Origin of the sequence: Okeania sp. SIO3I5 (genome assembly GCF_010672085.1) — a bacterium.
Lineage (GTDB): Bacteria > Cyanobacteriota > Cyanobacteriia > Cyanobacteriales > Microcoleaceae > Trichodesmium.
This window is the reverse complement of the sequence record NZ_JAAHHT010000069.1, coordinates 26,086-39,527: the sequence shown is the minus strand read 5'-3', so window position 1 is coordinate 39,527 and position 13,442 is coordinate 26,086. Positions and strand designations below refer to the sequence as shown.

The following is a 13,442-nucleotide window of genomic DNA, read 5'->3' as shown; positions in this document are numbered from 1 at the left end:
CTTGGGCATTATTGACAAGTTATGGGTATGTCTCGGTTCGGTTTTTTCGGGAGAAAAATATATTGAATTAGACACAAAGAAGTGAAGACTGTAGACAGAATTCTTCCTCCCCATCCTCCCCATCCTCCCCATCCTCCCCATCCTCCCCATCCTCCCCATCCTCCCCATCCTCCCACAAGGATTTCAAGGGTTCCTTATCAGGGATAGGTACGGAAGGGGGATAGGAAGGTTAGGTTTTTAGGATTCATCGGTTCTATACAATACTTCTCAAACAGTTTCTAAATTAATTCTTTGTTGACAAAGGAAATTTAGATTTTATTATAAATTTGAGTGTTAACAAAAATTTACACTCCTTTCAGCATATCACAAATAACACAAATTCAATAAATATCTAAATATGAACAGCATTGAATATCTACAAGCAGCAGAACAAGAGCTATTTCCCATATTTTCGGAAATTGATGGCTCGGTTAAGCAAAATCTCAGACGGGTGATAGATGCTTTTCGTCATCATCGTGTGGGTGTCCATCATTTTTCTGGGGTGACTGGTTATGGCCATGACGATTTGGGGCGGGAGACTTTGGACAAGGTTTTTGCTGAGGTGATGGGGGCTGAGGCAGCGGCAGTAAGAGTCCAATTTGTGTCGGGAACTCATGCGATCGCCTGTGCTTTGTTTGGGACTCTGAGGCCGGGGGATGAAATGTTGTCTGTTGCGGGTCCTCCTTACGATACTTTGGAGGAGGTAATTGGTCTGAGGGAGGAAGGTCAAGGTTCTCTGAAGGAATTTGGTGTTAGTTACCGGGAGTTACCTCTGACGGAAACTGGGACGATAAATTGGCAGGGGTTGGAGTCTGCGATTACTGAAAGGACTCGTCTGGCTTTGATTCAACGTTCTTGTGGTTATTCTTGGCGACCTAGTTTGTCTATTGCAGATATTGAGCAAATTGTCAAGATTGTTAAGCTACAAAATCCAGAAACGGTTTGTTTTGTGGATAACTGTTATGGGGAGTTTATTGAGAACCGGGAACCGACGGCAGTGGGGGCGGATTTAATGGCGGGGTCTTTGATTAAAAATCCTGGTGGCACTATTGTTATGGCGGGGGGGTATGTGGCAGGTAGGGCAGATTTGGTGGAGGCTGCGAGTTGTCGGTTGACTGCTCCTGGTATTGGTAGTAGTGGGGGGGCGACTTTTGAGCAAAATAGGTTGTTGTTTCAGGGTTTGTTTTTGGCGCCACAAATGGTGGGGGAGGCGATGAAGGGTAATCATTTGGTGGCTTATGTTTTTGATAAGTTGGGTTATCCTGTTAATCCTTTGCCTCTGGAAAAACGACGGGATGTTATTCAGGCGGTGAAGTTGGGTTCTCCGGAGAGGTTAATTGCTTTTTGTCGAGCTATTCAGCAATATTCGCCTGTGGGCTCTTATTTAGATCCGGTGCCGGCGCCGATGCCTGGGTATGAAAGTGAGTTGGTTATGGCGGGTGGTACTTTTATTGATGGCTCTACTTCGGAGTTTTCGGCTGATGGGCCTTTGAGGGAGCCTTATGTGGTGTTTTGTCAGGGGGGGACTCATTGGACTCATGTGGCGATCGCTCTGGAGGCGACTATTGAGGCGGTTATGAAATTCAAAATTTAAAATTCAAAATTCAAAAGTATTGAATAGAAAAAGCTACTAAATTCAAAATTTAAAATTCAAAATTTAAAATTCAAAATTATTGGGTAGAAAAAAATCTGTGGCTGTCATTGCTACTAAATTCAAAATTCAAAATTCAGAATTATTGGGTAGAAAAAAATCTGTGGCTGTCATTGCGAGGCGGTGGTATTAGACTCAACTTTTATGGGAAAGAGTTGAGCTAGCCGAAGCAATCTCTACTTGATCAGGACTTACGCTTCCCCGCTACATAAGGCGTATTGTTTGGTCAATATTCCCAATATTCCCACTATAATTAGTGCCCTTGCGTAAGTCCTGTTTATCAAAGTACCGATTATTGGTAAGGTTCGCGATCGCGAAGCGGAACGGAGTTCTATCGCTGAAAAACAATACTTTTTTTAGTTGAATAAAAAATCATGTATATAGGCAAGTAACCCCCATTAAATTTTACGATATCACATTTTTTGTGAGGATGCAACAGAAAATCCTTTGGCGTGGCGATTTTTTTTCATTGGCTGAAGCTCCTGGAGGGGGGAGGATGGAATTTCTCTTTGATTACTATTGAACAATAGTCGTTTCATTTACTGAAGCTCCCGAAGGCGGGTGGTGGAAATTTTTCTCCTTTAATTACTATTGAACAATAGTCGTTTCATTTGCTGAAGTTTCCGAAGTCGGAGGATGAAAATTTTTTCCTTTTATTGCTCAATACGCAAGAGTCGTTTCATTTGCTGAAGCTTCCGGAGGCGGGTGGTGGAAATTTTCTCCTTTTATTGCTCAATACGCAAGAGTCGTTTCATTTACTGAAGCTCCCGGAGGTGGATGGTGAAATTTTCTCCTTTTATTGCCAAGAGAGCAAGAGTCGTTTCATTTGCTGAAGCTCCCGGAGGCGGGTGATGAAATTTTCTCCTTTTATTGCCAAGAGAGCAAGAGTCGTTTCATTTGCTGAAGCTCCCGGATGTGGGTGATGAAATTTTCTCCTTTTATTGCCAAGAGAGCAAGAGTCGTTTCATTTGCTGAAGCTCCCGGATGTGGGTGATGAAATTTTTTTCCTTTTATTGCCAAGAGAGCAAGAGTCGTTTCATTTGCTGAAGCTCCCGGATGTGGGTGATGAAATTTTTTTCCTTTTATTGCCAAGAGAGCAAGAGTCGTTTCATTTGCTGAAGCTCCCGGAGGCGGGTGGTGGAAATTTTCTCCTTTTATTGCCAAGAGAGCAAGAGTCGTTTCATTTGCTGAAGCTCCCGGAGCTGGATGCTGAAATTTTTCTCCTTTTATTGCTCTATCGGCAAGAGTCGTTTCATTGACTGAAGCTCCCGAAGTTGGATGATGGAATTTTTTCCTTCTCCATACGGAGAGAGCAAGAGTCGTTTCATTGACTGAAGCTCCCGAAAGCGGATGGTGAAATTTTTCTCCTTTTATTGCTCTATCGGCAAGAGTCGTTTCATTGACTGAAGCTTCCGGAGGTGGGTGATGAAATTTTTTCCTTTGATGACTATTGAACAATAGTCATTTCATTTGCTGAAGCTCCCGAAGGCGGATGGTGAAAATTTTTCTCCTTTTATTGCTCAATACGCAAGAGTCATTTCATTGACTGAAGCTCCCGAAGGCGGATGGTGGAAATTTTTCCTTTGATTACTATTGAACAATACGCAAGAGTCGTTTCATTGACTGAAGCTTCCGGAGGTGGGTGATGAAATTTTTTCCTTTGATGACTATTGAACAATAGTCATTTCATTTGCTGAAGCTCCCGAAGGCGGGTGGTGAAAATTTTTCTCTTTTATTGCCTCAAGAGGAAGAGTCGTTTCATTTGCTGAAGCTCCCGGAGGCGGATGGTGAAAATTTTTCTCTTTTATTGCCTCAAGAGCAAGAGTCATTTCATTTGCTGAAGCTCCCGAAGTCGGAGGATGAAAATTTTTTTTTGATTACTATTGAACAATAGTCATTTCATTTGCTGAAGCTCTCGAAGTCGGAGGATGAAAATTTTTTTTTGATTACTATTGAACAATAGTCATTTCATTTGCTGAAGCTCTCGAAGTCGGAGGATGAAAATTTTCCTTTGATTACTATTGAACAATAGTTTCATTTGCTTAAGCTCTCGCGAATTTAGCAGTGTTGTGTTGTCTTGCGTAAGTCCTAAAATGTTAGATGGTTTCTATAATAGGTTTAGTTAACTTGTAGGAGTTTATTCAAATGGATGATGATAATTTAGAAATTCCAAATATTTCTATGCAACGAAATAACTCTTCAATTAGTCTTGAAGTAAAAAGGGAGGATTTTACAGAATTTGTGGTTCGTCTTCTAGGCAAACCGGAGTCAATTGAGGGGTATGTAGAAGGTGCATTTGAGATAGATTTTGGAGGATTTGAACAGCTTAATTACATAATAGATGACAGAATAACAAAGCAAAACCAGTCTGTGTTGGTAGAGTTTAGAGCTAAGTTATTTTTCAATGATAATTCTTCATTTTCATTTAGTGGTATTAAGAGTTTTCAGGAATATAAAGAGCAAAGAAATTTGATTTGTACAGGCTTTATATTTACTTGGGTTTATCTTGTTGAATTCCATGATAAAAAAGTTCCTGAGAGGCAGGAAATATCGGTCTTCTCTGTAGAGGAAGGTACTCCCTCTTCGACAAAATCAAAAAGTAGGAAGAATGAGTCAACTCTAGATCAAATACCTAAAATTATTTATTCCATCAAATGTACTAATCAAGGTTGGGGAATTGAGATTGCCGAGCTTGTCCGTAACTGCATTATAGGTTTTGTCAAAACAGATGTGCCTTTTTCTGGCTTCAGGCAAAACGTTATGAAAAATAGTACAGTAGTTGGAACTTTTTGTTTATTTCTTATCTTTTTATTATCTTTTGTATTGTTGTGGATACGTTCACAGGAAAGATTAACAAGTTGTCAGAGCTTTTCATATCAAATAGGTCAGTTTGTAGGAGAAAATATACCACTTGGTGAAAAACTGAATTTTCTCATTAAATTTTTCAATACTTGCCAAGTAACGACTTTGAAAGAGAATATTACACTTTTGTTTTTTGCTTTCTTTTATTTTTTTGCTTCTTTTGTACTGTCTCTATTGGTATCCGCATTAATTCTTTGGTTAATTGAATTACCTACTTATCGTTTTATTCTTTTTACCGAAGCATCAAAGAAGAAACGAGAAAAATATTTGACTATAATTAGTAGAATTAGTTGGTGGAGAAATTTTTTGTTAATAACTGTGGGTGTAGGTGCATTTTTGAACCGTATTTTGTGGAACTATATTTCAGAATGGTGGGGTAATATTTTCGGCTAACCGCGCTAATAAAATATTAGTTGTGAGAATAGTCAAATCTTCTACAAATAATCAACTACAAAGCATAATAATTTCACTATTTTATTAACACCAATTCTGCCACTAAAGGCAAATGGTCTGAACCTGTAGTTTTCAAAATTTCAACAGACATAGAAACCCAATGATTTGAATACCAAATATAGTCAATTCTAAATAGAGGATAATCCAATTTCCAGGTAGAATTTGGAATTAAAAAATCTAGACGCCAACCGGCAGGCCAAGTTAAACCAAAACCTATTCCTGATACTCGAAAAGAATCTGTTAATACTTGTTTTAAATAATAGTAATCCTGAGATTGTTCGCTCATATTAAAATCACCCGCCACAATAACAGGCAAACTTTCTTTTTTTAGTCGTTTTATTAAGTCTTGAATTTCTAGCGATCGCTCATAAAATTCATAAATTAGAATTGTCGAAAATGGTAAATTTTTCCGAAGTCAAATCCAAGGTGAAATTGTTTGAATATTGTAGACAATATTATTACCAAAATTTACAGAGAAATATGATTAATAATCCATAATTTTTTGTTGAATAATAATCCGAATTATTCAGGAATTTCCCACAAATTTTCAGCTTCAGTGCCAGCAGTTTTCATCCTCAACTTTTGACTTAATCTCTGAGTTTGAGAAGCTGAAAAATGTGATTTCCAATCTCCCACTTTTCCTTTACGAATAAATGGAGCCATATTATCAGGACGTTGACTAGACCAACGACTTTGATTTTTGCTCATTCTAGTAAAGCTCGTATGCTCAAGAATGCTTTCTAGAATTTGTGGATTTTCAATTTTTTCTGCATAATTATCACCCAAAAATTTTGCTATAGCAATAATATTTATTTTCGGGTTATTTTTCATAGATTCATAAGTTAAAAACAGAACATTTTCATCGTTTTTATGTTGCACCCAACCAAGTAAATTATCGAAGTAATCTCCCCAGTCTACTTCTCCATTAATAAAACATTCAAAAAAATCATCAAATGTACCTTCAGCAAAATTATAATGTTTAACAAATCCTTGAGTATGATAATAAAAAGAAACAGCACAGTCGAAAGGATTACGAGCTACATAAATGTATTTTGCATCAGGATTATAGGGAGTTAAATCGTAAGTTAAATGAGTTTTGATAAAACGAGGTTCGGATAAAGATTTAACAAAATTACTTCCCACTTCTTCTAGATGAGGAACTTCTAAATTAATATTTTTATCTAAAGGTAATGGTTTTCCATCGTGAGATAGCATCCAAACAATATGTTGAGTCCAAGTTGTTCCACATTTGGGATAAGTGGCAATAAAAGTGTCTGTTGCTTGAGCTTGATATGTAAGTCCAGAGTCAAAATTTTCTGGAGGAAATCCCATTGGTAGGCGAAAATTTTTATGCAGTGTATAGCTGGGTTTTATACTTTGTTTCATCAAGGCATACTCCTGGTTATTTTAGTTAACAGTACTTCCGGTTGAAGCCATATATTTGAATACTGAAGTTTTTTTTCATTACCTTAAAAGAAGGTAAGCATTCAGCTATTAGTAGTCAGCTCTCAGCTTTTTAATAAACAATGTAGCTCGATAGACTAGACTATTAAGGTTAGCTGATAGACTTTTATCCATACTTTTAATTCTTTGAAACTTCTGACCTGCTTTTTCCTATTTACTTCAATTATCTACAAAATTTACTAGGAATTGACAAACTAACTTTTTGATAGTATTTTAAAAATTAATTTATAATTATAGTTGAAGTTATTCTAACTTAATAGGAAGAAATATGCAATCTATAACTTTAGAAAAGTTACTATGTGAGAGAGCGAACCAAAACTTTTCTGACTATCAAATCCAAGCTCATCGTAACTGGAGACAACTTTTAAATATACAATTAGAAAGTATTGAAGATCGAGCAAATCAAGCATTTATTGAAGGTTTAGAAAACATCAAAGATTTGATTCAAGATATTCCTAGTATTAATCATCTTTCCGGATTTTTACAAGAAGAAATAGGATGGCAATTATGGCCAGTAATAGGATTATTAGAAGCAGACAAATTTTTTTATCTGCTTTCTCATCGTTATTTTCCTGTAGTAACTTTTGTTAGATCGAACACTGATATTAATTTTTCTCCATTTCCCGATCTTTGGCATGATATTTTTGGTCATATTCCCTTACTTTTTTCCCAAACCTATTCTAACTTTTTGCAATACTTAGGCTATCAATATGTAACTGTAGAAAATGCAAATCGCAAAGATATAAAACAGAATATAGCTCGGCTTTTTTGGTATACAATTGAAGCTGGTGTTTGCTATGAAAAAGGCAAACTTCGAGTCTATGGAGCCACTCAACTCTCTAGTATTGAAGAAATAAAATATGCCTTGAGCGATCGCCCGATTAGATATCCCTTTAAATTGGAGGAAGTAATTAATTTTCCTGTGGAAGATGATCGGGTGCAAGATCGACTATTTGAGATTCCTTCATTTGAATATTTAAGAGTAATTCAAGATGATTTTGACAGTTATTTGAAATCTTAGTTAAATTCTGCAAAACCTCAAAAGTATTACTAAATCTTCTTTGAGAGTAGGGAGTAGGATTCGACTTCTCCTACTCCCTAAAAACGTCAATATACAACGGACTTTCCTCTCAAACCTCCCACATTCTCCACACTTCATAATTATTTTTGTGTGCCTTGACCAAGCTTTGCCAGATAAATTCCTCCTAAAACAATAAAAAAACTAATCCAGTTTAGATAGGTTAATTTTTCGGCAAAAATCAACCAAGCAAAGAGGGCGGTTATTAAAGGTTCAAGTAACATGAATAAACTAACAAATCCTGATGAAAATGTCTTTAAAGCTTCCGTAAGTAAACCATGACCGATAATTTGACAAAGAATTCCTAGGCAAATTACAGCAGTCCAAACTTGCCAAGAAATGGGAAAAATTTGTTTCTCAAAAATCAAGGCAAGAGGGAGAGTTAAAAGACTAGAGAATAAACAAAACCATTGCAAAATTGTTTGAGTAGAAAATTTGCTACGGAGTTTTTCTCTGATTAAATAGTTAATCCCATAAAATATGGCTGACATAAAAGCAACAGAATCACCAATTAAGTAATCTGTTTTTATGGTAAAGTCTTTCAAACCAATAGCAATTGCCCCTGTTAAGGCTAAGATCATGCCTAAAATAAAAATCTTATCGAAGCGATAACCTAAAAACAGCCAGGCTCCTAATGTTGTAAAAATGGGAGTAGTATTATGTAGCAAATTAGAATTAGCAATACTTGTATGTGTTAAAGACCATGCCCAGGAAACTATATTTATCATTCCGAAGAAAGCTAAAACTCCTATAGTTCCCCAATCTTTTAAGGTAATTTTTGGGGAAGTGTTATTAGCAGATTTAGAAATAAAACTGGACTGAATTAATTCCCAAGAAAAAAGTGCTATTGTTGCTATAGTAAAGCGATTAAAAGCTGTAGCAATAGGACCAAGTTCATTTTCGCTTAAGCGAGTAAAAATTGCAGCAAAAGATAAAACAAATACCCCAAAAAGTAGAGAAAATAATCCCAAAAAAGATGAAGTATTACTGTTTGATTGTTGTTTTAATTGTAGTTCTTGGGTCATTTTGATAATGGATAATGGATAATTGATAATTAGGGTTTGCTGAAAAAGTCTTTTTGCTCTTCGTAGTAGTCAGTAGTCAGTAGTCAGTAGTCAGGAGAAATGGGAGTTATATCATGTCCGAATAATTAGTTATAAAAAAGTTTTTGTTTGTAGTAGGGCTTTAGCGCGAAGATAGATATTTATAGGGCTAGAGCAAAACTACGAACTTTAATTATCACTATTCAACCGGACATGATATTACAGAAGAGATAGTCGGATATATTTATCCCTTGATTTTTCTGCTATAAGTACACAGCGTGTCCTAGTTTTTTGAGCTTTTTGAACGGAAAAGCAGGTACTTTGTTCTTGATCAAAGAAGGCTAAAATCTTTGTCTTTCAATGCTTTTAGATTAAGAGAGCAAACCCTAATTAGGGTTTGCTGAAAAAGTATTTTTAGGGAGAGAGTAGGGAGGTAGGAGGAAGAATTGTGCCAAAGAAATTTATTCATAAGTTTTCCCTTCTTTCTTCTTGTTTCTTTAAAACAGCTTCCCTAAAACCTAGCACTACTAAAATATTAGATAGTGTTAAAAATACTTCAGCACTGCCATGTAACCAATCAATATTTGCTAAAGCTTCAGCATAAACTTGTTTAGCATAAATTCCAGCCGGAATAGTTACACCTACAAATACTAAAGTGCCATAAAATCCAATTAAAGCTAAACGAGGTACTTGATTTGAACGAGTTAGAAACCAGAGAAAACCTAAATAGGGAAATAAAGAAAGAGCAAATAAAGTATCTTTAGAAATCATAGTTTTAGAAGTATCAAAAATTGCAGTGTCAAGTATAGTAATCTGGGCTTATGTTGTAATATTTATCGTAGGGATTTGGTTTCCAAATCCCATTTTTACCAAAAAATGAGGTTATTAATCTCCCCTTTTAAGGGGGTGAAAAAAATATTTAATTCAGTATTTTAAGCCTCCAAGTTTAGTCGGAGGTTCACTGATAACTGATAACTGAAATAACTAGGGTTTGGAGACCAAACCCCTACATTTTTTTCACAAATATTTGACGCTCGCTTAACTGAAATAACTTGGGGTTTGGAGACCAAACCCCTACATTTTTTTCACAAATATTTGACGCTCGCTTAACTGAAATAACTTGGGGTTTGGAGACCAAACCCCTACATTTTTTTCGCAAATAATTGACGCTTGCTTAACTGAAATAACTTGGGGTTTGGAGACCAAACCCCTACATTTTTTTCGCAAATAATTGACGCTTGCTTAACTGAAATAACTAGGGTTTGGAGACCAAACCCCTAAGTTTTTTCGCAAATAATTGACGCTCGCTAGATAATATAAAAAATTTTAATTCCCACTATCTATCTCTTGCTTTTTACTATCAGAAAATATCCACCAAGCAGCAGCTAATAAGGTAAAGTTTCCCAATAAAGTCATTGATGCTTGGAGAGTAACCAACCATTCTAAATTAGGGTCATTATCAAAATAATGCCAAGTACAAGCACACATAGCACTAACTAATGCAGGTAACATGGCAAAAGATAGACCATACCAAACACGATTGTTGGTAATATTACCATAAATCGAAATAAACCAGATGGCAACTACCCATTCGATAACGCTAGAAACATGAATAATCCAAGTAGGAATTGATAAAGCGTGCATATTTAAAAATTCAGATTTTTTAGGTCTTAACTTTGGTATTCTACAACTTTAACAGGACTTACGAACTTACACAATAAACTGGGTTTATTTCCCTAAGTTGTCAATCACAAAACTTCCTTGATAAACCCGGTTTCTCTATAAATCCTAGTTAAATTAAAATAGGAAATAACTTAAACAAATGCAGGCAATTTTATGTGGTTACTACGGAAAAGGAAATGGTGGGGATGAGGCATTATTAGCATCTTTGTTGCAGATGTTGCCCGATAATATTCAACCTTATGTTTTGTCTGGCAATCCCTCCGAAACTAAAAAACGCTATGGAGTTGAAGCGGGCGATCGCCTCAATACTTTTACCATTTTCCAAGCAATGAAACGTTCAGATATTTTTATCTGGGGTGGTGGAAGTCTGATTCAAGATTCTACCAGTATTGCTAGTCCTTTTTATTATGCCGGATTAATGGGAATTGCTCAAAAAATGGGCTTAAAAACTATTGCCTGGGCACAAGGGATTGGGCCTTTAAATTATAAAACCACCCAATTTTTAGCAAGACAATGTTTTAAAGGTTGCAATATTGTTAGTGTCAGGGATGCAGGTTCGGCAGGAATAGTCGCTAAATGGAATATTCCTTTTATTCTAGCTCCCGATCCGGTTTGGGCCTTGGAAACTTCACCATTTCCTGGTCTTTGGGATTTGCCTGCACCAAGAGTAGCGGTAAGTTTGAGACCTCATCCCCAACTTACTTCCTCTCGTTTAGCAACTTTAACTCAAGCTTTAATTTCTTTTCAAAAGGCAACTCAAGCGTTTATTTTGTTGTTGCCTTTTCAACCGATGAAAGATTTAAAAATTGCCGAATTTATTCATCAAAAATTGCCAGATTGTAGCAAGATTTTAACTATAGAAGACCCTAGAATTTTGAAGGGAATTTTTCGAGGAGTGGAAATGGTAATAGGTATGCGTTTCCACAGTTTAATTATGGGAGCTGCGGAAGAATGTCGTTGTTTTGCTATTAGTTACGATCCGAAAGTTAGTCAGTTAATGACTGATTTGGAAATGCCTGGATGGGAATTATCAGAATTGCCAGAAGATGCAAATTTAATTAGTAAAATTTGGATTGATTGTTATGCAAATGGGGAGGCTTTGTTGTTAGATAGAATAGAATTTTTTCGGGAGCGAGCGCTGATTCATCAAGAGGTATTAAATTCTTTTTTGGGAGGAGTCAGGAGTCAGAAAAAAGATATTATTTAGGTAAGATCAAATCCGTCAGAAATCATCAGTTATTTCCCCCTACTCCCTACTCCCTACTCCCTACTCCCTGTTTTGCTATTAGTTACGCTCCGAAAGTTAGTCAGTTAATGACTGATTTGGAAATGCCTGGATGGGAATTATCAGAATTGCCAGAAGATGCAAATTTAATTAGTAAAATTTGGATTGATTGTTATGCAAATGGGGAGGCTTTGTTGTCAGATAGAATAGAATTTTTTCGGGAGCGAGCGCTGATTCATCAAGAGGTATTAAATTCTTTTTTGGGAGGAGTCAGGAGTCAGAAAAAAGATATTATTTAAGTAAGATCAAATCCGTCATAAATCATCAGTTATTTCCCCCTACTCCCTGCTCCCTACTCCCTACTCCCTACTCCCTCTTTTAAATAAAACATTAAAAACATTGGATGTTTGATAATACTTCCCGATAGGTAACTTAACTAACTGGTTACTGTTATTTGAAGTGACTAAATAAGTTTCATATTCCAAAGAATTCATAAATTCCCGGAGTTCAGTTTCATTAGTTCCCATTTGTTTTAAACCAAATCTATTAATCTCACAAATAATGTATGGAACATCATATTTACTAATTGTATTTATAGCTCCTTTAATCACATCAAGTTCTGCTCCTTCGGTATCAATTTTTATCATTTTTAAATTAGTAATATTTCCAGCTTGACTGAGAATATTATCTAGTGTAGATAGTTGTATATTTTGCATTGTTTGATTATTTAAACTTTTTTGATTGAATGGATGTTTACCTACATCCCAGAGAGCATGACCCCCATCATTATCCTGATTAAAAAATATTTGTGTTTGCTTAGTTTCTGAACCTACAGCGAGATTAAATAGTTTGATGTTATTTAGATGATTAAGATTGATATTTTCCAAGATTTTTTGATAATTTGATAATTCTGGCTCAAAAGCAAATACTTTTCCTTGACTTCCCACTATTTTTGCAGCCAAAATCGAATAATATCCAATATGAGCGCCAATATCAATAAAAGAGTCATTTTTTCCTAGAAACCGACAAATTAATTGAAAAATTTCCGACTCATAAGCGTGCCCTTTTTCAAAACAGTCAAGCATCAGTTTTTGGGTAAATTTATTAGAGTCTAGAGAAAGCTTAATTTCTTGATTATCAGAATTAGATTGCCAGTTAATATTGATAGTTTTAACAGAATTTTTGGAGATTATAGTAGAACTATTTTTCTTCTGAATCATTGCCCAGTAAATATCAGGACCAGCAGGCACATTAAACTTAAGAGCTAATACTTTTAAAATCTCAAATCCACTTCTTTTAATTAAATCTAACCACATACTTTTACCCAATACACTATAGTGATTTTTATTAGTTTGATGTTTGCAGCTAGTATCGGGAGCAGGTACTTCTATATATAAATAACCTTCAGGTTTAATAACTCTAGAAATTTCCTGCAAAGTAAAATATGGAAAAACACTATGTTCTAAACAATGTCTGCACCAAACAAAATCAAAATGGTGATCTGGAAATTCTAGAAATGATTGATCCATTTGATAAACTTGATAACCTTTTTGTTGGCAAATAGCTACATCTTCCTCATTTAAAGTAATTCCAATTGGCGTAAAACCATGTTTTTTAAATATTTCCAAAGCTACACCTTGACCACAACCAATATCTAATATTTTTGCTGCGGTTGGTAAAGAAATTTGTTTCAAACATACATCAAACATTTGTTGAGTTATTTGACTATGAAGTCGGGTTGGAGGTTCGGGATAAGTATCATTTTTAATTCTTTCGAGAAACTGTTCTAATTTTTGAATTTGCGACGGTTCTAGTTTCATTGTTTAAATATGAAAATAAATTTATTTGTTTACGATAACATGGATTCTCTTTTTTCTATAGGTTCTGAATTTTCGCCATTTACCTTGTACATCATTTGCCCGAAATATTCTGTATATATAGCAA

General features: G+C 35.5%; 14 protein-coding genes. 5 read left to right on the top strand and 9 right to left on the bottom strand.

Annotation, left to right across the window (positions count from 1 at the left end):
• Nucleotides 1–397: 397 nt before the first annotated feature.
• On the top strand, nt 398–1,633 hold the full coding sequence (locus F6K40_RS17245) for a methionine gamma-lyase family protein (protein WP_293137949.1): 1,236 nt from the start codon (nt 398–400) through the stop codon (nt 1,631–1,633).
• Between the two features lie 470 nt (nt 1,634–2,103).
• Here the strand turns inward: F6K40_RS17245 and F6K40_RS17240 are convergent, their stop codons facing one another.
• From F6K40_RS17240 to F6K40_RS17230, 3 genes are all read right to left on the bottom strand, one after another.
• On the bottom strand, nt 2,104–2,229 hold the full coding sequence (locus F6K40_RS17240) for a hypothetical protein (protein WP_293137947.1): 126 nt from the start codon (nt 2,227–2,229) through the stop codon (nt 2,104–2,106).
• Between the two features lie 328 nt (nt 2,230–2,557).
• Nucleotides 2,558–3,148, bottom strand: coding sequence for a hypothetical protein (locus tag F6K40_RS17235; protein ID WP_293137945.1), 591 nt, complete (start codon nt 3,146–3,148; stop codon nt 2,558–2,560).
• A 209-nt stretch (nt 3,149–3,357) separates the two neighbouring features.
• Nucleotides 3,358–3,519 carry a hypothetical protein gene (locus tag F6K40_RS17230; protein WP_293137943.1) on the bottom strand — a complete coding sequence of 54 codons (162 nt, stop codon included), beginning with the start codon at nt 3,517–3,519 and terminating at the stop codon, nt 3,358–3,360.
• 316 nt (nt 3,520–3,835) lie between these two features.
• Here F6K40_RS17230 and F6K40_RS17225 point away from each other — a divergent pair, with 316 nt between their 5' ends.
• Nucleotides 3,836–4,945 (top strand): hypothetical protein, encoded by a 1,110-nt coding sequence (locus F6K40_RS17225; RefSeq protein WP_293137941.1) that lies wholly within the window; start codon nt 3,836–3,838, stop codon nt 4,943–4,945.
• A 76-nt stretch (nt 4,946–5,021) separates the two neighbouring features.
• Here the strand turns inward: F6K40_RS17225 and F6K40_RS17220 are convergent, their stop codons facing one another.
• Nucleotides 5,022–5,387 carry an endonuclease/exonuclease/phosphatase family protein gene (locus tag F6K40_RS17220; RefSeq protein WP_365671790.1) on the bottom strand — a complete coding sequence of 122 codons (366 nt, stop codon included), beginning with the start codon at nt 5,385–5,387 and terminating at the stop codon, nt 5,022–5,024.
• 140 nt (nt 5,388–5,527) lie between these two features.
• Complete coding sequence (locus F6K40_RS17215) at nt 5,528–6,391, bottom strand: sulfotransferase domain-containing protein (RefSeq protein ID WP_293137939.1); 864 nt, start codon at nt 6,389–6,391, stop codon at nt 5,528–5,530.
• Nucleotides 6,392–6,737: 346 nt separating this feature from the next.
• On the opposite strand from F6K40_RS17215, the gene F6K40_RS17210 reads away from it, so the two are divergent.
• Complete coding sequence (locus F6K40_RS17210) at nt 6,738–7,490, top strand: hypothetical protein (RefSeq protein WP_293137937.1); 753 nt, start codon at nt 6,738–6,740, stop codon at nt 7,488–7,490.
• A 140-nt stretch (nt 7,491–7,630) separates the two neighbouring features.
• Here the strand turns inward: F6K40_RS17210 and F6K40_RS17205 are convergent, their stop codons facing one another.
• The 3 genes from F6K40_RS17205 to F6K40_RS17195 all read right to left on the bottom strand — a co-directional run bounded on the left by F6K40_RS17205 (nt 7,631) and on the right by F6K40_RS17195 (nt 10,234).
• Nucleotides 7,631–8,572: a DMT family transporter gene (locus F6K40_RS17205; RefSeq protein WP_293137935.1), complete on the bottom strand. Its 942-nt coding sequence runs from the start codon at nt 8,570–8,572 to the stop codon at nt 7,631–7,633.
• 483 nt (nt 8,573–9,055) lie between these two features.
• Nucleotides 9,056–9,361: a DUF3593 domain-containing protein gene (locus F6K40_RS17200; protein WP_293137933.1), complete on the bottom strand. Its 306-nt coding sequence runs from the start codon at nt 9,359–9,361 to the stop codon at nt 9,056–9,058.
• A 555-nt stretch (nt 9,362–9,916) separates the two neighbouring features.
• Nucleotides 9,917–10,234, bottom strand: a complete 318-nt coding sequence (locus tag F6K40_RS17195; protein WP_293137931.1) for a DUF2499 domain-containing protein — start codon at nt 10,232–10,234, stop codon at nt 9,917–9,919.
• Nucleotides 10,235–10,412: 178 nt separating this feature from the next.
• Here F6K40_RS17195 and csaB point away from each other — a divergent pair, with 178 nt between their 5' ends.
• Entirely contained in the window at nt 10,413–11,480 is a 1,068-nt protein-coding gene (gene csaB / locus F6K40_RS17190; RefSeq protein WP_293137929.1) for a polysaccharide pyruvyl transferase CsaB, read from the top strand.
• A gap of 107 nt (nt 11,481–11,587) precedes the next feature.
• Nucleotides 11,588–11,797: a hypothetical protein gene (locus F6K40_RS17185; RefSeq protein ID WP_293137927.1), complete on the top strand. Its 210-nt coding sequence runs from the start codon at nt 11,588–11,590 to the stop codon at nt 11,795–11,797.
• Nucleotides 11,798–11,857: 60 nt separating this feature from the next.
• On the opposite strand, the gene F6K40_RS17180 is transcribed toward F6K40_RS17185, so the two are convergent.
• Nucleotides 11,858–13,318 (bottom strand): class I SAM-dependent methyltransferase, encoded by a 1,461-nt coding sequence (locus tag F6K40_RS17180; protein WP_293137925.1) that lies wholly within the window; start codon nt 13,316–13,318, stop codon nt 11,858–11,860.
• Between the last annotated feature and the right edge of the window lie 124 nt (nt 13,319–13,442).